Raw genomic sequence first — 22684 nt, 5'->3', positions numbered from 1 at the left:
CCAGGGGGAAGAAGGGATGACGGCGTGAGCGGGACGGGGAGCGGCGAGCTCGGGGTCGATCTTCACCTGGAGCTGCGCGCGGGCGGCGGGCGGCGGGCCGCACTCATCGGGGCCCTGCGCGAAGCCGTGCGCGGCGGGCGGCTCGCCCCCGGGACCCGGCTGCCGCCCTACCGGGCGCTCGCCGCCGACCTCGGGATCGCCCGGAACACCGTCGCCGACGCGTACGCCGAACTCGTCGCCGAAGGCTGGCTCACCGCCCGCCAGGGCTCCGGGACCCGGGTCGCCGACCGGGTCGCCGCGCCCGCCCCCGGACCCGTACGGCCCGCCGCGCCGCCTCCGCTCCCGTACGACCTCGTCCAGGGCAAGCCCGACCCCGGCACCTTCCCGCGCGCGGCCTGGCTGGCGGCGGCCCGACGGGCGCTGGCCGTCGCCCCGCACGAGGCCTTCGGGATCGGCGACCCGCACGGCCGGATCGAACTGCGCCTGGCCCTCGTCGAGTACCTCGCGCGCGTGCGGGGCGTACGGACCTCCCCCGAGCGGATCGTGATCTGCTCGGGCGCCGCGCACGCGCTGCGGCTGCTCACGCGCGTGCTCGGCCCGCCGGGCCCGTGGGCGGTCGAGGCGTACGGGCTGCCCTTCCACCGGGGGCTCCTCGCCGAGGCCGGGGTCGGCACGGTGCCGGTGCCCGTGGACGACCACGGGGTGCGGGCCGGGGACATCCCCCGGCACGCCGGCGCGGTACTGCTCACCCCCGCGCACCAGTTCCCCACCGGCGGCCCGCTGCACCCCGAACGCCGGGCCGGCGTCCTGGAGTGGGCGCGGGCCTCCGGTGGGCTGGTCGTCGAGGACGACTACGACGGGGAGTTCCGCTACGACCGGCGGCCGGTGGGCGCCCTTCAGGGGCTCGACCCCGAACGGACGGTCCTCGTCGGGTCCGTGAGCAAGAGCCTCTCCCCCACGCTGCGGATCGGCTGGATGTGCCTGCCGTCGGCGCTCGTGGACGGGGTGGTCGCGGCGAAGGGCGAGCGCGAGCCGTACGCCTCCGCGCCTGACCAGCTCACCCTCGCCGACCTCCTCGCCTCCGGCGCGTACGACCGGCACGTCCGGCGGATGCGCCAGCGGCACCGGGCGCGCCGCGACCGGCTGGTGTCCGCGCTCGCCGAACGGGTGCCGGAGGTGCGCGTGACGGGGATCGCCGCCGGGCTGCACGCCGTGGTGGAACTCCCGCCGGGCACCGAGCGGGCCGCGCTCGCCGCGGCGGCCCGGCACGGCGTCGCCGTGGAGGGCCTGGCCTCGTACCGCCATCCCGACGCCCGGGGCCCCGCCCACCCGGACGGCCTGGTCGTCGGCTACGCCACGCCGCCGGAGCGGCTCTACGGGGCCGCCGTGGACGCGCTGTGCGGTGCGCTGGACGAGGCGGCCTCGCGTGACGGCCGCTCCTGACGCTGACGGGCCACCTGCGCCTCCGCCGTCGTCAGGATCTCGGTGAGGCGGAGGCCGAAGCGGGCGTCGCACGCGTGCGGTTCGCCCGTGCGGGCCGCCGTGACGAGGGCGTCCACGGCCGCGCCGAACGCGCCCACCGCCCCTTCCCAGCGCGGTAGTTCGACCCTTCCCGCGGAGCCGTACAGGCTGAGGGCCGCCCCCGCCGCCCCCGGCGGCGCGCTCAGGGTGAGGGTGGCCGTGCTGCTCGCCCCCGAGGTGTGCCGCAGCACCAGGTGGTGGGTGTCGGCCGGGCCGGGCACCGCGGTGATCTCCGTGACGTCGCCGAGGACCGGCAGGTAGACCGAGAGGACGTGCGGTCCCACGTCCCACAGGCCGCCCTTCTCCCGCCGCCACGGCGAGGCCGCGTACGCACTGCTGGAACCCGGTCCGTAGAGCGAGCCGAGCCAGTGCGCCTCGCCGAGGAACCAGCCGCCTGCCGCCGCCTGCGCGTCGATCCAGCGGGCCGTCGGCTCGGCGAACCGCAGCGTGCAGAAGACCACCGAGGCGACCCCGGCCGCCTCGACCGCCTCGGCCACCTCCCGCGCCCCCGCGACCGTCGTCGCGACCGGCTTGTCGAGGAGGACGTGACACCCGGCCTCCGCGGCCCGCACCGCGAGCGGGGCCTGCACGTCCGGCGGCAGCGCGAGGGCGACGGCGTCGCTGGCGGCGAAGAGGGCGTCCACGTCGTCGTACGCGCGCGTGCCCGAGGAGGCGGCGAGCTCGGCGGCCGCCTCGGGGCGTCTGCCCCACACCCCGCTGAACTCGATCCCGGCATGCCCGGCCAGCGCGGGAGCATGCGTGCGCGCGGCCCAGGGGCCGGTGCCGAGGAGTCCGATACGGGGCTTCGCGCCCGGGTGCTTCGCCATGGCCCCCAGTCTGCCGGGTGCCACTGACAGCCCCCGACCGCGCGGGCGGCGCCGCCCTGGCGGGGAAAGCGGGCGCCGCCGAACCCCGTATACGACGGGGCGGGAGTCCCCGTACGCCGCCACGGCGCGGCCGGGGCGGCGGTCTCCGCTCTCCGGGCGCTCCCGGAGATCCGCTCCGTCGCACAGCGGCCGCGGGAAACACAGGAAAGCTGAGTAACACGGGGTTCACATTCGGGCAACCGACGGGAAATCCCGTGTTGCGAAGCTGCGACCGGACACCGACACACCGCAGCTTCTCGCAGCGCCGCGAGCCGTTGCGACTCCCGCAGCAGCACGCCCAAAGGATGAGGCCCGTGACCTTCAAGGCTGAGTACATCTGGATCGACGGCACCGAGCCGACCGCGAAGCTTCGCTCGAAGACGAAGATCATCGTCGGCGACGCCCTCGCGCTCGACGAGCTGCCGATCTGGGGCTTCGACGGTTCCAGCACGAACCAGGCCAAGGGCCACGCCTCGGACCGCGTCCTCAAGCCGGTCTTCTCCTGCCCGGACCCGATCCGCGGCGGTGACGACATCCTGGTGCTGTGCGAGGTCCTCAACACGGACATGACGCCGCACGAGTCCAACACGCGCGCCGCGCTGGCCGAGGTCGCCGCGAAGTACGCCGCCCAGGAGCCGATCTTCGGCATCGAGCAGGAGTACACCTTCTTCAAGGGCTCGCGCCCGCTCGGCTTCCCCGAGGCCGGCTTCCCGGCCGCGCAGGGCGGCTACTACTGCGGTGTCGGCGCGGACGAGATCTTCGGCCGTGACGTCGTCGAGGCGCACCTGGAGAACTGCCTCGCGGCGGGTCTGGGCATCTCCGGCATCAACGCCGAGGTCATGCCCGGCCAGTGGGAGTTCCAGGTCGGCCCGCTGGCCCCGCTGGAGGTCTCGGACCAGCTGTGGATCGCCCGTTGGCTGCTGTACCGCACGGCCGAGGACTTCGACATCTCGGCGACGCTCGACCCGAAGCCGGTGAAGGGCGACTGGAACGGCGCGGGCGCGCACACCAACTTCTCCACCAAGGCGATGCGCGAGGGCTACGACGCGATCATCACCGCCGCCGAGTCCCTCGGCCAGGGCTCGAAGCCGCTCGACCACGTCAAGAACTACGGCGCCGGCATCGACGACCGCCTGACGGGTCTGCACGAGACCGCCCCGTGGGACCAGTACTCCTACGGCGTCTCGGACCGCGGCGCCTCGGTCCGCATCCCGTGGCAGGTCGAGCAGGACCAGAAGGGCTACATCGAGGACCGTCGCCCGAACGCGAACGTGGACCCGTACGTGGTGACCCGCCTCCTGGTGGACACCTGCTGCGAGGCCCTGGAGAAGGCCGGCCAGGTCTGATCCGCACCTCTCCGAAGGGGCGCCCACCGTTTCACACGGTGGGCGCCTTTCCGTCATGTGGGATGGATGACACGGGCTTTGGCCGGTGCGGGGCTGCTCATCCGCATTCCCTTCTGGTTCAATAGGGATATGGCCCTCACACAGAACGACAGCGCGACAGGTCGTCATGACCTCGAGCCGTTCTGGCCTTCCCGGCAGCATCACGACTTCGACCGGGTGTGTTGCCGCGCGAGGAACGCGTCGGCCCTCTAAAGCCCCGATCGGTACGGTCCGATCCACGGCCTTCGGCCGACGCGCACGACGTACGACTCCTGTCCGTCCGTTTCTCCGCGCGAAATGAGCTGACCTCCCATGGCCCCTGCCCCGAGTGCCTCCCTCACCGCCGTCCGCCCCGGTCGCCACCGGCTGCGCGCCGTCGACCCGAACGAGGTCGTCGACTTCGCCCGGGTCGCGGACTTCCTGCCGCCCGGCGCCACCCTGCTGCCCGCTCCCCCGCACACCCTGCCGACGCTGCCCGGGCGGCCGCCGATGGTCGGGTACCTGGTCCTCCTGCCGGCCGACCAGCAGCCCCAGGCACCCGCCGCCGTACCCGCTCCTCTCGAAGCGGCACAGGGGCCGGTGGCCATCGACGGGGTCCGGCGGATCGCCGTCGTCGACGGGCGGGAGCTCGAACTCACCTATCTGGAGTTCGAGCTGCTCGCCCATCTCGTGGCGCACCCTCACCGGGTGCACACCCGCGACCAGTTGGTCACCACCGTGTGGGGGTACGGGCACGTCGGCGACGGCCGTACGGTCGACGTGCACGTGGCGCGGCTGCGCCGCAAGCTGGGCGCCGAGCACCGCCACACGATCCAGACCGTGCGGCGGGTCGGCTACAAGTACACGCCCTGATCAGGTCGTTGTCGTACGGGACCTCGCCCTGACCCTCGCCACGAGGGCCAGGGCGAGGTCCGCCGCCAGGAACAGCAGCAGGCTGAGGCCGAGCAGCGGGACGAACCAGGCCACCAGGGCCGTGGCCGCGGCGAACGGCAGCAGCAGGGTCACCGGGATCCGCCGCCACGCCCCGCGCGCCGCCGGGCGGCCCGGACGACGCAGCCACCACATGCGGTAGCCCCAGAGGATCAGCAGGATCAGGGCGAGCGCCAGGGCCGCCAGGGCCAGCTGGTTGAACAGGCCCAGGAAGACGCCGGTGTGCGCGTCGATGCCTATCCGGGTCAGCTGGGCGAGGAGCGGGTAGTCGGCGAAGGCGAGGCGGTCGACGACCTTGCCGTCCGCCGGGTCCACGGCCGCCGAGTCCAGCTGGAGCGGGAACTGCGTGTCCGTCTCCTTGACCACGTACCCCTTGCCCTCGGCCGGCAGGACGACCGAGATCCTCGGGCTGTCGATGCCGGCCGCGCGGGCCGCCTCCAGTGCCTTGTCGAGGCCGATGTCCGGCCCCTGGGCGGTGCCGCCGCCCCCGGTGTGCGCGCCGCCGTGGCCCTCGTGTTCCGAGGAGCCGCCGGCCGCCGCGCCGCCGACGGTCGCGGAGAGGGTCGGCGTCGCGCCGCCCAGGCCGTCCTGGACCGCGCCGATGTTCTCGCCCGCGTACCGCGACCAGGTGAGGCCCGTCGCCGACAGCAGGACGAGTCCGGTCACCGCCCACAGGCCGACCGAGCCGTGCCAGGACAGGGTGCGGCGGCGGGAGGCCGGGCCGCCCTCGGGGACGAACAGGGCGCGGCGGTTCTTCCGGCGCCGGCCGAGCCAGAGCAGCAGGCCGCCGAGCGCGATGACCCACAGCCAGCTCGCGGCGAGTTCGCTGTAGTTGCGGCCGAGGTCGCCGAGGTGCAGGTCGCGGTGCAGGCCGTCGATCCAGGTGCGCAGCGGGAGGGCGCCCGAGCTGCCGTAGCTGGGCAGCTGTCCGCGTACGTCCCCGGTGTACGGGTCCACGAAGACGGCGAGCGAGGTGCCCTCGGGGACGTCGGGGTCGGCCATCAGGACGCGGGTGGTCGCGCCGGGTTCGGCGGAGGGCCAGACGGCGGTGACGGTGCCGTTCGGGTTGACCTTGCGGGCGATGTTCACCTGCTGGGAGAGCGGCAGGGCGGTGTCGCCGACGGGGACTTCGAGTTCGTGGGCGTACACCACCTTCTCCGCCTGGAAGGAGAGCGCGTACAGCAGGCCGCTGACGGCGGCCACGAGGAGGAACGGGGCGACGAGGACGCCCGCGTAGAAGTGGAGACGGAGGACGAGGGGGCGCAGGGCGCTCCAGGTGCCGGGCTTCCGCGGGGCAGTGGCCGGGGCGGAAGCGGGTGCGGGGGCGGGGGCGGGGGCGGCTTCCGACGGTGGCGCCTCGGGCGTTTCCGGGCGTGCGGGATCGTCGATGGTCATGGCTGTCCTAGGAGTCGGTGCAGACAGGGGGAAGACCCCCGGGTCAGACGTGTGCTCCGAGGGCCGTGGCGCGGGGTACGGGCGGGCGGGGCGGGCCGCGCCGGGGGAGGGTGTGCGCGAGGACGAGGGTGCGCGGCCGGTGGGTGCTCCGCCGGGTCCTGCGGACCGCGCGGCGCGGGGCGTCGGGGACGCGGACCCGTGCGAGGAGCAGGCGCAGGGGCGTGAAGGCGTAGGCGAGGGCGGCTCGGGCCAGCGTGAAGAACGCCGCTTCGCCGTGGGCCAGCCAGAGGCCGCAGAGGAGCGCGGCGAGGAGGTGGACGGCGAGCATGCCGGCGGTGTCCGTGCCGGCGACCGAGGTCGCGGCAGAGGTCGTGCCGGAGGTCGCGGGGGAGAGCGTCTCCGCGCCGTGCGTCGCGTGCGTCCCGCCGCTTCCGGCATGCGCGTGTGTCGCCGCCGGGTGGGTCCCTGCCAGCGAGAACACCAGGTGCAGCGCGCCCTGGAGGGCGATCAGCGCGCCCGCGATCGTCGGCGCGCCCCGGCGCCGGCCCGCCGCCGCCCAGGCGACCGCCGCCGTCACGGCGAAGGCACCGAGCAGGGCGGGCGCCGGGAGCCGGTGCGCAGACATGGACGAATGCCCCACGACCGCCAGAGTCACGCACACCACCGCGAACAGGGCGGCTCGCAAGGCGCGCAGGGGCGACCGGGCATCCGTCATCGCCCGTCATGGTGTCACCCCGCCATCCGGCGCACGAGACCCCCCGCGGCCCTGATGTCCCCGTGACGCCTCCCGTGGCGTTCCTCCCGTGGCGGAATCCTCCGGGAGCGGAATGCCTTGGCCCCGCACCGGGCGGCCGGGCAGTCTCGGATCATGAAACTGCTGATGCTCGGAGGTACGGAGTTCGTGGGCCGCGCGGTCGTCGAGGCCGCGCTCGAACGGGGCTGGGAGGTGACCGTCTTCCACCGGGGCCGGCACGCGCCGCCGGCGGGGGTCACCTCGCTGCTCGGCGACCGCACCACAGGACCCGACGGTCTCGCCGCGCTCGCGGCGGGTTCCTGGGACGCCGTCGTGGACACCTGGTCGGCCGCGCCCTCGGCGGTACGGGACGCTGCCCGGCTGCTCGCCGACCGGGTCGGGCGGTACGCGTACGTGTCGAGCCGGTCCGTGTACGCCTGGCCGCCCGCCGCCGGACTCGCGGAGGACGGCCCGCTGGTGGAGGGGTCGCCGGACGACGGGGACATGCCGTACGCGGAGTCCAAGCGGGGCGGTGAGCTGGCCGCCACCGCCGCGTTCGGCGCGGACCGGACGCTGCTCGTCCGCGCGGGTCTGATCATCGGCCCGTACGAGAACGTGGGCCGGCTCCCCTGGTGGCTCGGCCGGATCGCGCGCGGCGGCCCGGTCCTCGCCCCCGGTCCCGCGGACTCGCCGATCCAGTACATCGACGTCCGCGACCTGGCCGAGTGGACCCTCGACGCGATAGCGGCCGGGCTCTCCGGGCCGTACAACCTCGTCTCGCCGCCCGGGCACACGACCATGGGCGGGCTGCTCGACGCGTGCGTACGGGTGACCGGCGCGGAGGCCGAACTCCGCTGGACCGCCCCGGAAGCACTGCTCGCGGCGGGTGCGGAACCGTGGTCGGAGCTGCCGGTGTGGCTGCCGCCGGGCGAGATGTACGACGCGATGCACACCGCCGACGTCACCAAGGCGCTCAAGGCCGGACTGCGCTGCCGCCCGGTGGCGGAGACCGTCGCCGACACCTGGGCGTGGCTGGAGTCGCTCGGCGGCGCGGCGCCGCAGCGCCCGGACCGGCCGCAGGTCGGCCTCTCCCCCGAGCGGGAGGCGGAGGTCCTGGCGAAGCTCACGGCGTCGTCGGGCGGGTGAGGAACCGCTCGGAGCTGCCCGAACCGGGGTGATCGTCTACGGTCGACACGAACGCGTACGAACCCGGAGGAGTCGCCGTCATGCCCGCCCTTCCCGCCACCTCCGTCGCCAACCTCCGGGATCTCGGCGGGCTGCCGCTCGGTGCCGGGCGGGCCGTCCGCCGCGGCCTCGTCCTGCGCTCCGCGCAGCTCGACCGGCTCGATCCGTCCGAGCCGGCGGTGGCGGGTCTCGGCATCCGTACGGTCGTCGACCTCCGTACGGAGGTGGAGCGCGGGGACCGGCCCGACCGGCTGCCCGCCGGGGCGCGGCTGCTCGTCGCGGACGTGCTCGCCGACCACCTCGCCGTCAGCGGGCTGCCGCCCGCCGCGCGTCTGAAAAAGCTGCTCACGGACCCGGCGCTCGCCGAGGAGTACCTCGGCGGGGGCCAGGTCCGGGAGGCCTTCGCCCGGACCTATAGGGCCTTCGTCTCCAGCGACTCCGGCCGGGCCTCCTACCACGCCCTCCTCACCGAGCTGGGGGCTCCGGGGGCCGGGCCGCTGCTCTTCCACTGCACGGCGGGCAAGGACAGGACGGGCTGGGCGGCGACGGTCGTGCTGTCCCTGCTGGGCGCGGACGAGGAGACCGTGCGGAGCGAGTACCTGTCGGTCAACACCGCGGTACGGCAGGCGTTCGCGCCCATGATCGAGGGGTTCACCGCGCAGGGCGGCGACCCCGACCTCGCGCTCGACATGATCGGCGTGGTGCCGGAGTACCTGGCGGCGGCCCTGGACGAGGTGGAGGTCCGGCACGGGTCGATGGAGAAGTACGTACGGGAGGGGCTCGGCGTCCCCGACGAGGTGACGGAACGGATCCGCGAGCGGCTGACGGTGGAGGCCCGCTGAGCGGGGCGGTGCCGGGCCGGCGCCCCGTCCGGGAGCGCGGCCGAGGCCCGACCCGGCCGGGGTGACCATCGGAAGAATCGCTCGTTCTGCTGAACGTGAGCACCCAGGATCTCGTTCCCTCGCCCGTGGGCCCCATCGACGTCGAGCAGGCCGAGGCCGCGCTCGTCGAGCGCTATCCGCGGCTCGTCCGCATCGCCTACCTCGTCCTGCCGCCCTCGCTCGGCCGCAACCGCCGGGTGCTGACCGCGCACGCGCTCGTCCAGCGCTCCCTGCCGCGCCGCCGGGTCCCGGGGCCCGCCGTGCCGGAGCCGCGGCTCACGGAGGACGCGGTCGATCCGGGGTACGCGTACGTACGGGGCGAGGTGCTGCGGCAGGCGCTGATCGCCGGGCTGCCGCTGCGGCGCCTCGCGCTGCCGCGCCGGGCGCAGTTCCCGCCGCTGCTTCCGCACGTGTGGGGGCTGCGACTGTTCCCCCGGGTGGGCGGCGCCGACGAACTCGCCCTGGACCAGCGGCTGTCGCGGCTCTCGGGACCCGGTCGCGCGGCCTACGTCCTGCGCGGTCTGGAACGCCAGGGCGACCCCGAGGTGCTGCGCGTCCTGGCGTCGGTCGGCGTGGAGGACCCCGCGGCGGCCCTGGCGGAGGCGGACGCGCTGGACGAGGTGGACACCGGGGCCGCGGCCTCGCCGTCCGCGGGCCTCGTCACCGGTCAGGGCCGTGGCCCGGGCGCCGCCGAGGGCTTCGGCCGGAACGGGCGTGCGGAGAGGGTCGGCGAGCAGGGCGGGCCCCGCGCGCCCGGCGGACCGGGGAGGCCCGGGAACCCGGCGGGGACCGGGGGCACGGACGGGGCCGTGCCCCGTGCCGGCGGCCGGGACGGCCACGCCGACAGGGTCGGCGGGCAGGGTGGTCCCGGCGGGGGTGGCGGCCGGGCCGGCAGCGTCGGCGCCGATACGCCGGGCCTGGACGCGCCGCCCGCGGGCGCCGGCGGGAACGGTCGGGCCGGCCACCCCGGCGGGCCCTCGACGCCCCGGCCCGTCGCCGCCCCCGGTCCCGGCCCCACCCCCGGCTCCGGTCCCGCCCCGGGTCCCCTCGCCCGTTCCGGTCGCGTCAGCGGCGCCGCGCTGCTCGAATCCGACGAGTTCGATCCCTGCGCGCTCCAGGCCCGGCCCACCGACCTCATGCGGCGGCGGCAGCACGGCCGGGCCGCGCTCGTCGCCGCCGCCGCGCTCGTCGTGTGCGGGACGCTGCTCGGGCTGCCCGGGGACGGGTGGGGAAGAAACGGTGCTGCGGCGCCCTCGTACGCCCGGAACCCGGCCGCGGAGGCAGCTCTCGACCCCGCGGCGCTCAGGCGGGTCGCTCCGGCGGCCTGGCCGGGTTCGACCCGGCAGGACTTCTCCGTGTGGCCCGCGCGCGGCGGCCTGACCGGCGACAGCGCGCTGCTGCGGCGCGCGCTCGCCGTGTGGGCCAGGCCCGGGGCCTCCGTACGCTCCTCGGCGACGCCGGGGACGCCGGTCGGTCCGCCGATGGGGCCGCCCCAGCTGCTGTTCGCGGGGGTGGTGGACGGGGCCCGGGTGGTGCTCCTGCACGACGGGCTGCGGGCCGTACGGTACGCGGAGCCGGTCGAGGGCACGGCGGGCGCGGCGCTCGACTTCGCGCGGACCGACGGGGCCGACTCGGTCGGTTCGGCGGCGCTCGTGCTGTCCCGTGCGGCGGGCAACGTCCGCTATCTCACCGCGCCCTGGGTGAAGGAGACGGCGGTACGGGATCTCCTCGCGCCCGCGAAGCCGCCCCGGCCCCTGGTGCGGGACGCGCAGGGGATGACCGATCCGGTGCCGAGCCCCGCCCTGGCGAAGGGCTGCACCCGCTGGAACACCCTTCAGGTGCGGGACGGTTCGGGGCTGCGGCTCCTCGCCGACCTCGGTGAGCTGGCCCCCGCCCGGCTCCTGTGGGGTCCGCCCGCGGCGCCGGCGGACGCGACGGGGCCGCAGGCGCGGGAGGCGTGGGCGCGGACCGCGTGCCAACTGACGGCGGTGGGCGGGAACGGGGTGCGGTCGGTGAACGCCTGGCGGTTCGCCCGGCAGCCGCTCCCGGAGGGGGCGGGTCTGGGCACCTGGCTGTGCACGCGCGCGGAGACCTGGCGGGGCACGGGCGGCAGGGTCCTCGCCCAGTTCCTGGTCCCGGCGCCCACCGTCCCGGCGGCGCTCGCGGCCCGCTCCGAGGGCTCGCCCGCCTGCGGGGTGCGGGACCCCCGGGTCCTGGCGGGTGTGCTGTGGCAGGCGCCGAGCGGCGGCTGGTACGTCCTGGCGGCGGGCAGCCCGGACTTCACCGCGCTGGAGACCTCGGGCGGGGTGAAGGGGCGGTCGGACGGCCCGTTCCTCGCGGTGAAGGCGAAGGCGGGGGCGCGAGCGGACCTGGACGGCACCCTGCGGGACGGGACGCGGGTGGCCGCCCTGCGCTGACACGGCCGGGGAGGGCGGCCGGAGAGGGTGAGAAGGGTGAGAAGAGGGTGAGCGGAGGAGGAGGCAGGGAGGAGGGGAGGGCGAGAAGAGGACGAGGGGCGGGGCGATAATCGGGTGCACAGGCCTGTTGCCATCGCCGTACCTCTCAGTACATTGACGCCATGTCTAATACGCAGCCTGCACCGGTGGCGTCGGAGCACGTCGAGCTCAAGGCCCGCAAGGTCTCCTTCGACTGGGACGAGACCCCCCTCCACTGGGTGCCCGGCGATCCCTTCACCACGCACACCATCAACGTGCTGCACCTGCTGCTCCCGGCCGGCGAACGCTGGTTCGTGCACGTCTACAAGCAGGCGCTGCCGTACATCACGGACGACCGGCTGCGCGCGGACGTCATCGGGTTCATCGGCCAGGAGGCCGTCCACTCCCAGGCCCACGACGACGTCCTCCCGCACCTCCGCGCGCAGGGCCTCGACCCCACCCCGTACACCGCCCAGGTCGACTGGTTCTTCGAGAAGCTCCTCGGGGACCGGACCCTGCCGCCGGGCCGGCCGCGTCGCTGGTGGCTGATGGAGCGGGTCGCGATGATCGCCGCCATCGAGCACTACACCGCCTTCCTCGGCGACTGGGTCCTCAACGCCGACGAGCTCGACCGGGTCGGCGCCGACCCCGTCATGCTCGACCTGCTGCGCTGGCACGGCGCGGAGGAGGTCGAGCACCGCTCGGTCGCCTTCGAGCTCTTCATGCACCTCGACGGCGGCTACCGGCGCCGCGCCCGCACCTGGGCGCTCGCCTTCTCCACGCTCCTCTTCCTCTGGCAGCGTGGCGTCCGCTTCTTCATGGAGAACGACCCGACGCTCCTCGACGGCAAGGCCTCCTTCGGCCAGTTCATCCGCAAGGGCCGGCAGGGTGTGCTGCCCTCCACCCCCGCCATGCTGCGCTCGATACCCCGCTACCTCAGCCGCGCCTACCACCCCTCCCAGGAGGGCGACACCGCGCAGGCCACGGCCTACCTGGCCTCCTCCCCCGGCGCCAACGGAGGCCGCTGATGCCCCGCTTCACCACCGTCGCCCTCGCCGCCGGGGCCGCCGCGCTGCTCGTCCGCCGGGCCGTCCGCAGCCGCATGTCCACGGCCCCGCTGTGGCCGATGCCCGCGCTCGACGAGCCCGTGTCCGGCTACGGCCGGGGCAGCACCGTCCCCCGCAAGGTCCGGGTGACCGGCCGCGCCACGCCCGCCGACGGCGTCGTCGAACTCCGCCTCGCGGGACGGGACCTGCCCGCCTGGCAGCCGGGCGCCCACATCGACCTCGTCCTGCCCTCCGGGCTCGTCCGGCAGTACTCGCTCTGCGGCGATCCGGCCGACCTCTCCTCGTACACCGTGTCCACGCGTCTCATCGAGGACGGCGGGGGCGGTTCGCGCGAGGTCCACGAGCGGCTCCACGAGGGCCTGGAGATCGAGATCCGGGGCCCGCGCAACCGCTTCCCGCTCCTCGGGGCCCCCGCGTACGTCTTCGTCGTCGGCGGCATCGGCATCACCCCGGTCCTGCCGATGCTGCGCGCCGCCGAGGCGGCCGGGGCGGACTGGCGGCTCGTGTACTGCGGGCGGAGTCGGGCCACCCTGCCGTATCTGAAGGAGATCGAGGCGCTTGGCGGCGACCGCGTGACGGTGGTCGCCGAGGACGAGTCGGGCTACCCCGACCTCGGCTTCCTCGGGCACGTCCCCGCCGAGACCCTCGTGTACTGCTGCGGCCCCGAGGGCCTCATGGACGCGGTGGCGGCGGCGATGCCGGAGGGCCGGACGCCGCTCCTCGAACGCTTCTCGGCCGCGGCGACGACCGGCGGCACCGCCTTCGAGGTCGAACTGCGCCGCTCGGGACGCACGGTGACGGTGGCGGCCGACCAGTCGGTGCTCGCGGCAGTCCGCGAAGAGGTCCCCGGTCTCATGTACTCCTGTCGGCAGGGGTTCTGCGGAACCTGCAGACAGCACGTCCTGGAGGGCGAGATCGACCACCGGGACGACCTGCTCACCGATGCCGAGCGGGACGACTCGATGCTGATCTGCGTCTCGCGCTGCGCGGGCGAGCGGCTCGTCCTCGACCTGTAGGCGTCAGGGCAGGATGAGCCAGTCGAAGGCGAGGGCGGCGGCCAGGCCTGCCACCAGGAGCCAGGTCGCAAGCCGCGTACGGCCGTTGCGGGACAGCTCGATCACGATCCCGCAGAGGATCATGGCGAGTCCGTACACGCCGACGACCAGGACGGACGTCCGGCTCGCGAGGCGGACGACGAGGACCACGGCCATCGCCACGAGCAGCACGGAGGCGGCGGCGACGCGCAGTCGCCGCGCCTGCTTGGGCGTGAGACCCGAAGTGGGGCCCTCCTCGCCGGGGCCCTCCTCGCCGGGGCCCTCCTCGTCGGAGGTCTCCTCGCCGGAGATCTCTTCGTTGGTCTCGCCGTTCTCGTCGCCCTCGGAGGCCTCCGCGGCCTCCTGGGCCCCGGCGGCCGTGGTGTCCTGGTCGGAAGCGCTCATGAAGCAGCACACTAACGGACCCCGTTAGGCTGTTCGTATGACGACCGGGGTACGCCGCAGGATGGGCGTCGAGGAGCGCAAGCAGCAGTTGATCGGGGTGGCTCTCGAACTCTTCAGCCACCGCTCTCCCGACGAGGTCTCCATCGACGAGATCGCCGCCGCCGCGGGCATCTCGCGGCCGCTGGTCTACCACTACTTCCCCGGCAAGCAGAGCCTCTACGAGGCGGCGCTGCGCCGGGCCGCCGACGAGCTGGCGGCCAGGTTCGTGGAGCCGCCCCAGGGGCCCCTCGGGGCACGGCTGCTGCGGGTGATGGGCCGGTTCTTCGACTTCGTGGACGAGCACGGCCCGGGGTTCGCGGCGCTGATGCGGGGCGGGCCCGCGGTGGGTTCCTCCACGACGAACGCGATGATCGACGAGGTGCGGCAGGCCGCGTACGAGCAGATCCTGGCCCATCTGCGGGTCAGGAAGCCGTCCGCGCGGCTCGAGTTGGTCGTCCGCTCGTGGGTGTCGCTCGCCGAGTCGACGGCGCTCCTGTGGCTGGACGGGCGCCGGGTGCCGCGCGCGGAGCTGGAGTTGCAGCTCGTGCACGACTTCGCGGCGCTCGCCGCGGTGAGTGCCGCCTACGACCAGGAGACGGCGGACATCCTCGTCGGCGTCCTCGCGGACGAGCCGGCCGACGGTCCCTTCGGGGAGCTCGTCGCCCGGCTCGTCGCGCTGATGCCCACGCTGTCCGCCGTCCCCGGTCAGCGCTTGCGGTAGGACGATTCGAGATCGCGGACCTCCGCGGAGAGGCGTACGCCCTCCGTCGCCTTGAGGTACTCCGGCAGCAGGGCGAGGACGGCCTTCGAGAGCCGCGCCTTGACCTCGTCGGTGCGGCCGAACAGCAGGGCGATCTCGACGTGCACGATGACGTCGTCGGTCGACCCGTCGCCGACGACCAGCTCCTCGATCTCCCGGAACCGGGTCTTGCAGGCGTCGATCGTCGTGTCGACCGTCTCGGCGACGAGCGGGTGCAGGGCGAGCGCGAAGCCGCGCCGGTCGAGGGGCGCGGAGTAGTCGACGGTGATCTGCGGCATGAGTGCCTCCGGGCCAGAGGGGTACGACGGACGGATGTCCGGCCACACCTTTACGGTGATCGCCATGACGACACAAGTGACCTTCCGACAGGCGGACGAAGGCGATCTGGACCTGCTGGTGGAGCTGTTCGACGGGCTGGCCCACTGGATGGTGCGGAACGGGATCGAGCAGTGGAAACCGGGCGCGAAGAGCGCCGGGCACTTCCGGGCGCGGATCGCCGCGGGCGAGGTGTGGCTCGCGTGCCTCGGGGGCCGGGTGGTGGGCGCGTACGAACTGTGGTGGGAGGACGAGCAGGCCTGGGGCCCGCAGCCGCCGGTCGCCGGTTACGTGCACCGGCTGATGACCGACCGGGAGACGGCGCCCGCCGGAACCGGGCGGGTGCTGCTCGCGCACGCCGAGGAGCGGATCGCGGCCCGGGGGCGGTCGGTCGCCCGGCTGGACTCGATGACGAGCAACCCGCGGCTCCGTACGTACTACGAAGCCGCGGGCTACCGGGTGGTCGGCGAGGAGCCGGGCAAGCTCGCCGCCGACGGAACCCGGTACGGAGTCATCCTGTGGGAGCGGCCGGTCGAGGCGCCGCTCCCCCGGTGAGGATCACCCTGTGGAGATCACCCGGTGAGGATCACCCGGCCTTGAAGACCGCCACCGTCCGGGCCGGGACCGTGAAGGTGCCCGAAGCGGACTCGTAGGAGGCGGACTTGACGACCTCGTCCGTGCCGGCGGCCTGGACGGGGTGGAGGCCGTAGGCCTTGCCCGCCAGGTCCGCGACCTTCTGCGAGGTGCTTCCCGGGGTCGCGTTGAGCACGACCACCAGGTCGCCGAGGCGCATGGTGATCACGCCCGGGGTCTCGTCGCTTCCGGAGAGCGGGAAGGCGAGGGCCTCCTGCACCCGTCCGGCGGTGGCGAGGGAGAACACCGGCTCGGTGGTGCGGATCTTCTGCAGGTCGCGGTAGGCGGCGGAGGCGCCGTCGATCTGCTCGCAGCCGACCGTCAGGGACGGGTTGACCAGGAGCGGCTTCCCGTAGCCCCACTTGGCCTTGTTGTCGGGCGCCGGCGGGAGGCCGATGCCGAAGCCGTTGCCTTCGCGGCAGTCCCAGTGGATCGCGTTGAACCAGTCGCCACTGTCGTACGAGTTGCGGTCGAGGGACTTGGAGCGCAGCAGGTCCGAACCGGCCTGGGAGAGCGCCGGGCCCTGCGAGAGGGTCGCGGTCGCCATGGCGAGGACCTGCATGCGGGCGCGGTCCGTGGCCGACGTGCCGGCCGGGAGCTTGAACGCGAGCGCGTCGTACAGGGTCTCGTTGTCGTGGGCGTCGGCGTAGGCGAGGGCGTCGCCGGGGGCGGCGGCGTATCCCGCCGGGGCGCCGTTGTAGTCGACCTCGGAGCCCTTGACCGTACGGCCCGAGGTGTCGGTGAAGGTGTAGCCGGCGAGGTTGCCGGTGAGGCCGACCTTGATCAGGTCCTGGTAGTGGAGCAGTCGGGCCTTCTGCTCGGCCGGAGTGCCGTTGGCCGTGGAGGTGTTGGGGTCGGTGTAGAGGCCGGAGGCGAAGCCCTGGACGCCGGGGTCCTCGTCGAAGGGGCCGCCGCCGCGGACGGCGTCGCGGGCCCGGTCGGAGAAGGTGGCGATGCCGGTGCCGGCCATGTTCTTCTGGGTGGCCTGGACGAAGCGGGAGTCGTCGGCGATCTCGCCGAAGTTCCAGCCTTCGCCGTAGAGGACGATCGCCTTGCCGTCGACGCCGTCCTTCTCGACGGTCAGGGCGTCGAGCGCCTTGCGCACGGCGAGGATGTTGTCCTTGGGGTGGTGGCCCATGAGGTCGAAGCGGAAGCCGTCGACCTTGTAGTCGCGCGCCCAGGTGACGACGGAGTCGACGACGAGCTTGCCCATCATGGCGTTCTCGGGCGCGGTGTTGGCGCAGCAGGTGGAGGTGGCGACGCTGCCGTCGGCCTGGAGGCGCTGGTAGTAGCCGGGGACGATCCTGTCGAGGACGGACTTGTCGGACTGTCCGGCGGCGACGGTGTGGTTGTAGACGACGTCCATGACCGTGCGCAGGCCCTGGCCGTTGAGGGCCTGGACCATCTGCCGGAACTCGACGGTGCGGCGGGTGCCGTTCGGGTCGGTGGCGTAGGAACCCTCGGGGACGGTGTAGTGCAGCGGGTCGTAGCCCCAGTTGTAGGCGTCCTTCGCCGCGGCGGCGGTGACGCAGGCCTGCTGCTCCTCGGAGTCGGGGGCGTAGACCTTCAGCTCGCAGGCGGGCGTCTGCTGGTCGGACTTCTTCTCGGGGATGGTGCCGATGTCGAAGGCCGGGAGGAGGTGGACGTAGGAGGTGCCGGAGTCGGCGAGCGCCTTGAGGTGCTTCGAGCCCTTGCTGTCCTTGTCGGTGAAGGCGAGGTAGGTGCCCTTGTGGCCGGCCTTCGCCGTGGGGTCCGCGACGGAGAAGTCGCGGATGTGGAGTTCCTGGATCTGGGCGTCGCGCAGCGGCACGGCGGCCGGCTTCTTCAGGGCTTCCCAGCCCTTGGGCTCCAGGGCCGTGTCGGTGAGGTCGACGGCGAGGCTGCGGGCGGAGTCGGTGGTGAGGGCGGTGGAGTAGGGGTCGGTGACCTTGTTGGTGACGACCTTCTGGACGGTGGGCGCCCAGACCTTCACGACGTACCGGTACGGCTTGCCCGTCCAGGTCCTGGGGCCGGTGACGGACCAGACGCCGGAGGAGTCGTCGCGCCGCATGGGCACGGTCTTCCCGTCGAGTTCGAGGGCGACGGACTGGGCGGTGGGGGCCCAGAGGGAGAGGGTGGGGCGGCCGGCGCGGAAGACCGGGCCGAGTGCGGCCTTCGTCGCCTTCGGCGCGTACAGGTCGTCGAGGACGCCCGCCGTCTGGACGCCGGTGGCGGCGAGCAGGGCGCCGTTGGCGGCGCGCTGGGTGGCGATGAGCTGGCCGCGCAGGGAGGCGCGGACGCGGTCCGCGTCACGCGGGTCGACGGTGAAGGCCGGGTAGTCCTTGAGGTGCGGGTACTTCGCCTTCTGGGCGTCGGTGAGGGTGGCCGAGGCGAGTCGGAGCCACTGGCCCTCGCTGCTGAGCGACCCGTCGGTGACGGTGATCCCGCCGTCCTTCGCGTACACCAGCTGCTGGCTGGTGGCGTCGGTGGACTTGACCTTCCAGACGACGGTGTTCCGGTCGATCCACTGGGCCTCGGCCTTGGCGAGGTCGAGGTTCGGGGCGCCGCCGACGGTCGGGAGGAGGTACTTCTGCTGTCCGGAGAGCGCCCAGATCTCGTGGCCGTAGGTGGCGAGGTCGAGGGACTGGTCGGTGGGCAGGTCCTTCTCGTCGCCCTTGTGGAGGATGTACGAGAGGGAGGTCGCGCCCTCGGCGAGCGGCACCTCGTAGACGGCGCCGTACGCGTCGGTGCGGACGGGCATGAGGGGCCTGGACCAGTCGGTGGGCTGGGCGGCGCCGGTCCAGGTGTGGAGGCCCCAGCCGTCGTAGTTGCCGTCGGGGCGCTGGTAGTGGATGAGGGCCTTGGTCTTGTCCTGCGGGGCGGGGGCCGGGTTCGTGTCGGACTGGCCTTCGGCGCCCTGCGTGATCCAGACCTCGCCGGTGCGGCCGAGGGTGATGCTCCGCTGCGGGCCGTCGGCGGTGCCGTTCTTCTCGACGGTGTACGTGACGGTGGACGCGCCTTCGGGGACCTTGACCCAGGCGAAGGCGCCGTGGGCGTCGCGGCCGGTGAACGCGGCCTCCTGCCCGGCGGCCTTCAGGGTCCAGCCCTCGTAGTCGCCGTCCTGGCGCTTGTAGTGGACGATCGCGTGGGTGCGCTCGACGGCCACCGGCTTCTCGGGGGCCGGGGGTGCGCCGGCGGTGGTGGCGGCGGTGGCACTCGCTGTGCGGCCGGCGCTGTCGACGACGACGGCCTTGTAGCGGAGCGGGGTGCCGGCGGCGGCGGTCACGTGCTGGGTGACCTTGTAGGGGGCGTGGTCGGCGGTGCCGAGGGTCTGCCAGCGGCCGTTGCCGGTCTGGGCGGCGAAGACGACCCGGTTGAGGCCGCCGCCGGTGACGTCGGCGGTGAGTTCGACGGTGCCGGTGGAGCCGGCGGCCGGGGCCTCGAGTGACAGGGCGGGCTTCGCGGCCGGGTCCGCGAGGGGCTTGTCGGCCTTGAGGACCAGGGAGGAGAGGGCCGGGACGGTGACGGTGACCTTGCCGTCGGCAGCGGTCACGGCGCCCTGTCCTCCGTACAGGAAGCGGAGGTTCGCGGAGTCGACGGGGACGGTGACGGTCTTCGCGGTGGTGGCGCTGTTGGAGGCGACCAGGTACTCGGTGCGCTGCGTGGCGTCCGTACGGGAGAAGGCGTAGACGGAGCCCTCGGCGTACCGTTCCTGCTGGACGCCGTCGCGGAGCGCCGGGTGTTCGCGGGTCAGCTTCGACAGGGCGGCGACGGACCGGTACACCGGGTGCGTGGTGTCGTAGGCGTCGGTGGCGTGGGTGCGGTCGGTGCCGAGCTGGTCGTCGTCGAGGTAGTCGGCGGACCGCGCCGCGAAGAGGGGCTGGCGTGCGTCCTTGTCGCCGCCGGCACCGGTGAAGCCCTGCTCGTCGCCGGAGTAGATCACCGGGTTGCCGCGGGACAGGAACATCAGCTCGTTGGCGAGGGTGGCCCGGCGCACGAGTTCGGTGTCGGAGGCGTTCGGGTTGTCCTGCTTGAGGAACGTGCCGATGCGGCCCATGTCGTGGTTGCCGAGGAAGGTCACCTGCTCGTAGGCGTTGGCCTTGTCGGTGGTGTACCGGTAGTCCTCGGCGAAGACCTTGGCGAGGCGGTCGGCTCCGGCGCCCTGGGAGGCGAAGGCGCGGGCGGCGTCCTGGAAGGGGAAGTCGAGGGTGGCGTCGAGCCGGCCCCGGGTGACGTAGGGGGCGGTGACGGTGGTGTCGGCGGAGTAGACCTCGCCGAACATGAAGAAGTCCTCGCGGCCCCGCTCCTTGGCGTACGCGTCGAGGGCGGTGGCCCACTGCGTCCAGAAGTCCAGGTCGACATGTTTGACGGTGTCGATGCGGAAGCCGTCGATCTTGAAGTCGCGGACCCACGTCTCGTAGATCCTCTTCATGCCCTCGACGACCTCGGGGCGCTCGGTCCACAGGTCGTCGAGCCCGACGAAGTCGCCGTACTCGGCGGACTCCCCGGCCCAGGTGGAGTCGCCCCGGTTGTGGTACATCGTCGGGTCGTTGAGCCAGGCCGGGACCTTGGTGTTCGCCTTCTCGACGGGGGTGTACGGGAAGGAGTCCGCGTCCACCTTGCCGATCGCGGCCCGGTCGTCGAAGGGGCGGCCGTCCTTGTCGAGGTACGGGTAGGCGCCCTTGGGGCGGTAGCCGTACTTCTTCTCGGCGTAGTCGACGGTGTCGGCGGTGTGGTTGGTGATGACGTCGAAGAAGACCTTCATGCCCTTGGCGTGGGCGGCGGCGATCAGCTTCTCCAGGTCCTCGTTGGTCCCGAAGTGCGGGTCGACCTGGGTGAAGTCGGTGATCCAGTAGCCGTGGTAGCCGGCGGAGGCGTCCTTCCCCTCCCCCTGGACGGGCCGGTTCTTGAAGATCGGCGCCATCCAGATGGCGGTGGTGCCGAGGCCCTTGATGTAGTCGAGCCGCTGGGTCAGGCCCTTGAGGTCGCCGCCCTGGTAGAAGCCCTTGTCGGTGGGGTCGAAGCCGGTCTGGGTGCGGCTGCCGGTGAGGCCGCCGCGGTCGTTGGAGGCGTCGCCGTTGGCGAACCGGTCGGGCAGCACGAAGTAGAACTGCTCGCGGGTGAGGTCCTGGCGGGCGGGCTCGGCCGCGAGCGCCCGGTCGGAGGGCGGCGCGGGGGGCCGGGGCGCGGCGGACGCGGGGACGGCGGGCGCGAGGGCGGCGCACAGGGCGGCGGCGAGCGCGACCGCCGTTCTCTTGCGTGTCACGGGGGTGCTCCCTGGAGGTACGGGAAGAGGGGGCCGCCCCGGTGGGGCGGCCCTGCGGAGAGGGGGAGGCTCAGTTGCGGAAGGTGTCGTTCAGGACGATCTGGCCCGAGGCGGGGACGGTCGCGGTGCGGTTGGCACCGGACTCCCAGGTGACGTTCCCCGCGGCGTCCTTGCGGACGTACTTGTACTCGAAGGCCGTGCCGGCGGGGAGGCCGACGGCGAGCTTCCAGACGGGGTACGCGGCCGGGTCGAGCTTCACGGCGGCGGCGGTGGACCAGTTGCCGAGCTCGGCGCGGTTGCCGGTGACGTAGATGTTCTGGCCGACCACGGTGGTGGCGGTGACGTTGAACGAGGCGCCGGAGGTGGCGGGCGGGTTCGTCGTCGGCGGCGTGGTGGGGGTGGTGCCGCAGCCGGTGGCGTTGACGTGCAGGGCCAGGGCCGTGTGGGCGGCGAGGGTGGCCGTGAACTGGCCGGACGAGTTCACCGTCACGGGCGTGTTCGACTGGACGTCGCAGTAGGTGCCGCCGGGCAGGGCGGTCTGGTAGGTGCGGGTGAGCGCCGAGGACTCGTGGTTGATGGCCACGTACGCCTTGGAGCCGCGGCCGAACGCGATGGCGTTGCCGGCGTTGTCCCACCAGTTCGTGACGGCCTGGCCGCGCGCGGTGTTGCGGAAGGCCACCATGGAGGAGATCTCGCGCCAGGCGTGCTGGCACTTCCAGCCGTCCGTGTAACAGGCGTTGACCTGGCCGCCGTTGGGCGGGCCCGCGTCCTTGTCGGTCCACTCGTAGCCGGAGTGGACGTCCGGGGAGCCGTAGGGCCAGGCGAGCGCGAAGACGGAGGCGAGGGTGTAGTTCGCGCCGTCCTTGTAGGAGAGGGTGTCTCCGCCGCGCTCGGTGTCGTGGTTGTCGACGAAGACGCCGGACTGGCCGGAGGGCATGTAGCCCCAGGCCTCGCCGAAGTTCTTGAGGTAGGCGAGCTTCTCGCTCTGGACGATGCGCTTGAGGTCGCGGGCGTAGCGGAACTCCTGGACGTCTCCGCTGCCGAGGTACTCGCTCGGGGAGACGGCCTCGCCGGCGCCGTGGATGGCCTCCAGCTTCCAGTACGCGTTCGGGTTCGTCAGCCGGGACTTGATGTTGGCGAGGTCGGCGGCCGGCATGTGCTTGGCGGCGTCGATCCGGAAGCCGTCGACGCCGAGCGAGAGGAGGTCGTTCAGGTAGCCCGCTATCTTGCCGCGGACGTACTCCTCACCCGTGTCGAGGTCGGGGAGCTGGACGAGTTCGCAGTTCTGGACGTTGCCGCGGTCGCCGTAGTTGCTGATCGAGGAGCGGCAGTCGTCCATGTCGGAGCCGGACCAGAGGCCCGGGTAGTCGTACTTGGAGAACGGGGTCCCGCCCGTTCCCGTGCCGGAGCCGTTCGCCATGTGGTTGATGACGGAGTCGGCCACGACCTTGACGCCCGCCGCGTGGCAGGTGTCGATCATCTTCTTGAAGGCGGTGCGGTCGCCGAGACGTCCGGCGATCTTGTAGCTGACCGGCTGGTACGAGGTCCACCACTGGCCGCCCTGGAGGTGTTCCTGCGGCGGGGAGACCTGCACGTATCCGTATCCGGCGGGGCCCAGGCGATCGGTGCACTCACGGGCGACCGAGGCGAAGTTCCACTCGAACATCACCGCGGTGACGTCCTTCTCGCCGGGTGGGGTGGCCTGCGCCGGGGTGTTTCCCGTGACGGCCACAGCGGCGGCTCCCGCCACGAGGGCGAGTGCAGCGGCCACGGTTTTTCTGGCCATGCTTCCTCCTGTACGACGTCGGTGTCGCAGTCGGTGTCGCAAGAAGTTGCCGAAAAGTTCAGCAACTGT

The 22684-nt window shown here is 73.4% G+C and carries 17 protein-coding genes; 10 read left to right on the top strand and 7 right to left on the bottom strand.

The window, feature by feature from the left end; translation table 11 throughout:
- Positions 1 to 24 precede the first annotated feature (24 nt).
- Entirely contained in the window at positions 25 to 1443 is a 1419-nt protein-coding gene (gene pdxR / locus IO20_RS0101210; protein WP_030547556.1) for a MocR-like pyridoxine biosynthesis transcription factor PdxR, read from the top strand.
- On the opposite strand, the gene IO20_RS0101205 is transcribed toward pdxR, so the two are convergent.
- Positions 1374 to 2348 (bottom strand): Gfo/Idh/MocA family protein, encoded by a 975-nt coding sequence (locus IO20_RS0101205; protein ID WP_078945880.1) that lies wholly within the window; start codon positions 2346 to 2348, stop codon positions 1374 to 1376. The two genes, pdxR and IO20_RS0101205, sit on opposite strands and share 70 nt — an antisense overlap.
- Before the next feature lie 353 nt (positions 2349 to 2701).
- Here IO20_RS0101205 and glnII point away from each other — a divergent pair, with 353 nt between their 5' ends.
- Positions 2702 to 3733 (top strand): glutamine synthetase, encoded by a 1032-nt coding sequence (gene glnII, locus IO20_RS0101200; protein ID WP_030208202.1) that lies wholly within the window; start codon positions 2702 to 2704, stop codon positions 3731 to 3733.
- 351 nt (positions 3734 to 4084) lie between these two features.
- Positions 4085 to 4624, top strand: a complete 540-nt coding sequence (locus IO20_RS0101195; protein ID WP_030547560.1) for a winged helix-turn-helix domain-containing protein — start codon at positions 4085 to 4087, stop codon at positions 4622 to 4624.
- Here IO20_RS0101195 and IO20_RS0101190 read toward each other — a convergent pair whose 3' ends face one another.
- Both IO20_RS0101190 and IO20_RS0101185 read right to left on the bottom strand, forming a co-directional pair.
- Positions 4625 to 6097 (bottom strand): PepSY-associated TM helix domain-containing protein, encoded by a 1473-nt coding sequence (locus tag IO20_RS0101190; protein ID WP_031126620.1) that lies wholly within the window; start codon positions 6095 to 6097, stop codon positions 4625 to 4627.
- 43 nt (positions 6098 to 6140) lie between these two features.
- Positions 6141 to 6722, bottom strand: coding sequence for a hypothetical protein (locus IO20_RS0101185; RefSeq protein WP_245684843.1), 582 nt, complete (start codon positions 6720 to 6722; stop codon positions 6141 to 6143).
- Positions 6723 to 6965: 243 nt separating this feature from the next.
- Between IO20_RS0101185 and IO20_RS0101180 the strand changes: the two genes are divergently transcribed.
- The 5 genes from IO20_RS0101180 to IO20_RS0101160 all read left to right on the top strand — a co-directional run bounded on the left by IO20_RS0101180 (position 6966) and on the right by IO20_RS0101160 (position 13414).
- Complete coding sequence (locus IO20_RS0101180; protein WP_031126615.1) at positions 6966 to 7976, top strand: NAD-dependent epimerase/dehydratase family protein; 1011 nt, start codon at positions 6966 to 6968, stop codon at positions 7974 to 7976.
- 80 nt (positions 7977 to 8056) lie between these two features.
- Positions 8057 to 8857: a tyrosine-protein phosphatase gene (locus IO20_RS0101175; RefSeq protein WP_030547567.1), complete on the top strand. Its 801-nt coding sequence runs from the start codon at positions 8057 to 8059 to the stop codon at positions 8855 to 8857.
- A 95-nt stretch (positions 8858 to 8952) separates the two neighbouring features.
- Positions 8953 to 11313 (top strand): hypothetical protein, encoded by a 2361-nt coding sequence (locus IO20_RS0101170; protein ID WP_030547568.1) that lies wholly within the window; start codon positions 8953 to 8955, stop codon positions 11311 to 11313.
- Positions 11314 to 11474: 161 nt separating this feature from the next.
- Positions 11475 to 12359 carry a metal-dependent hydrolase gene (locus IO20_RS0101165; protein WP_030547569.1) on the top strand — a complete coding sequence of 295 codons (885 nt, stop codon included), beginning with the start codon at positions 11475 to 11477 and terminating at the stop codon, positions 12357 to 12359.
- Positions 12359 to 13414, top strand: a complete 1056-nt coding sequence (locus tag IO20_RS0101160) for a PDR/VanB family oxidoreductase (protein WP_030547570.1) — start codon at positions 12359 to 12361, stop codon at positions 13412 to 13414. Before IO20_RS0101165 ends, IO20_RS0101160 begins: the two co-directional genes overlap by 1 nt.
- A 3-nt stretch (positions 13415 to 13417) precedes the next feature.
- Here the strand turns inward: IO20_RS0101160 and IO20_RS0101155 are convergent, their stop codons facing one another.
- Complete coding sequence (locus tag IO20_RS0101155; protein ID WP_030547571.1) at positions 13418 to 13837, bottom strand: hypothetical protein; 420 nt, start codon at positions 13835 to 13837, stop codon at positions 13418 to 13420.
- 37 nt (positions 13838 to 13874) lie between these two features.
- Between IO20_RS0101155 and IO20_RS0101150 the strand changes: the two genes are divergently transcribed.
- Positions 13875 to 14597 (top strand): TetR/AcrR family transcriptional regulator, encoded by a 723-nt coding sequence (locus IO20_RS0101150; RefSeq protein ID WP_030547573.1) that lies wholly within the window; start codon positions 13875 to 13877, stop codon positions 14595 to 14597.
- Here the strand turns inward: IO20_RS0101150 and IO20_RS0101145 are convergent.
- Positions 14582 to 14914: a 5-carboxymethyl-2-hydroxymuconate Delta-isomerase gene (locus IO20_RS0101145; protein WP_030547575.1), complete on the bottom strand. Its 333-nt coding sequence runs from the start codon at positions 14912 to 14914 to the stop codon at positions 14582 to 14584. The genes IO20_RS0101150 and IO20_RS0101145 overlap by 16 nt on opposite strands.
- A 64-nt stretch (positions 14915 to 14978) precedes the next feature.
- Here IO20_RS0101145 and IO20_RS0101140 point away from each other — a divergent pair, with 64 nt between their 5' ends.
- The gene (locus IO20_RS0101140) at positions 14979 to 15506 is read left to right on the top strand and encodes a GNAT family N-acetyltransferase (protein WP_030547577.1); all 528 of its coding nucleotides are present in this window, start codon (positions 14979 to 14981) and stop codon (positions 15504 to 15506) included.
- Positions 15507 to 15537: 31 nt separating this feature from the next.
- Here the strand turns inward: IO20_RS0101140 and pulA are convergent, their stop codons facing one another.
- Together pulA and IO20_RS0101130 are read right to left on the bottom strand one after the other, a co-directional pair.
- Positions 15538 to 20829, bottom strand: coding sequence for a pullulanase-type alpha-1,6-glucosidase (pulA, locus tag IO20_RS0101135; RefSeq protein WP_030547579.1), 5292 nt, complete (start codon positions 20827 to 20829; stop codon positions 15538 to 15540).
- Between the two features lie 70 nt (positions 20830 to 20899).
- A complete protein-coding gene (locus IO20_RS0101130; protein WP_030547581.1) occupies positions 20900 to 22615 on the bottom strand; it encodes a carbohydrate-binding module family 20 domain-containing protein in 1716 nt (571 codons plus the stop codon).
- Positions 22616 to 22684 lie beyond the last annotated feature (69 nt).

Source organism: Streptomyces exfoliatus, assembly GCF_000725545.1.
GTDB classification, from domain to species: Bacteria; Actinomycetota; Actinomycetes; order Streptomycetales; family Streptomycetaceae; genus Streptomyces; species Streptomyces exfoliatus.
Note: the sequence above shows the minus strand (reverse complement) of the source record. Positions and strands in the feature narration are given on the sequence as shown.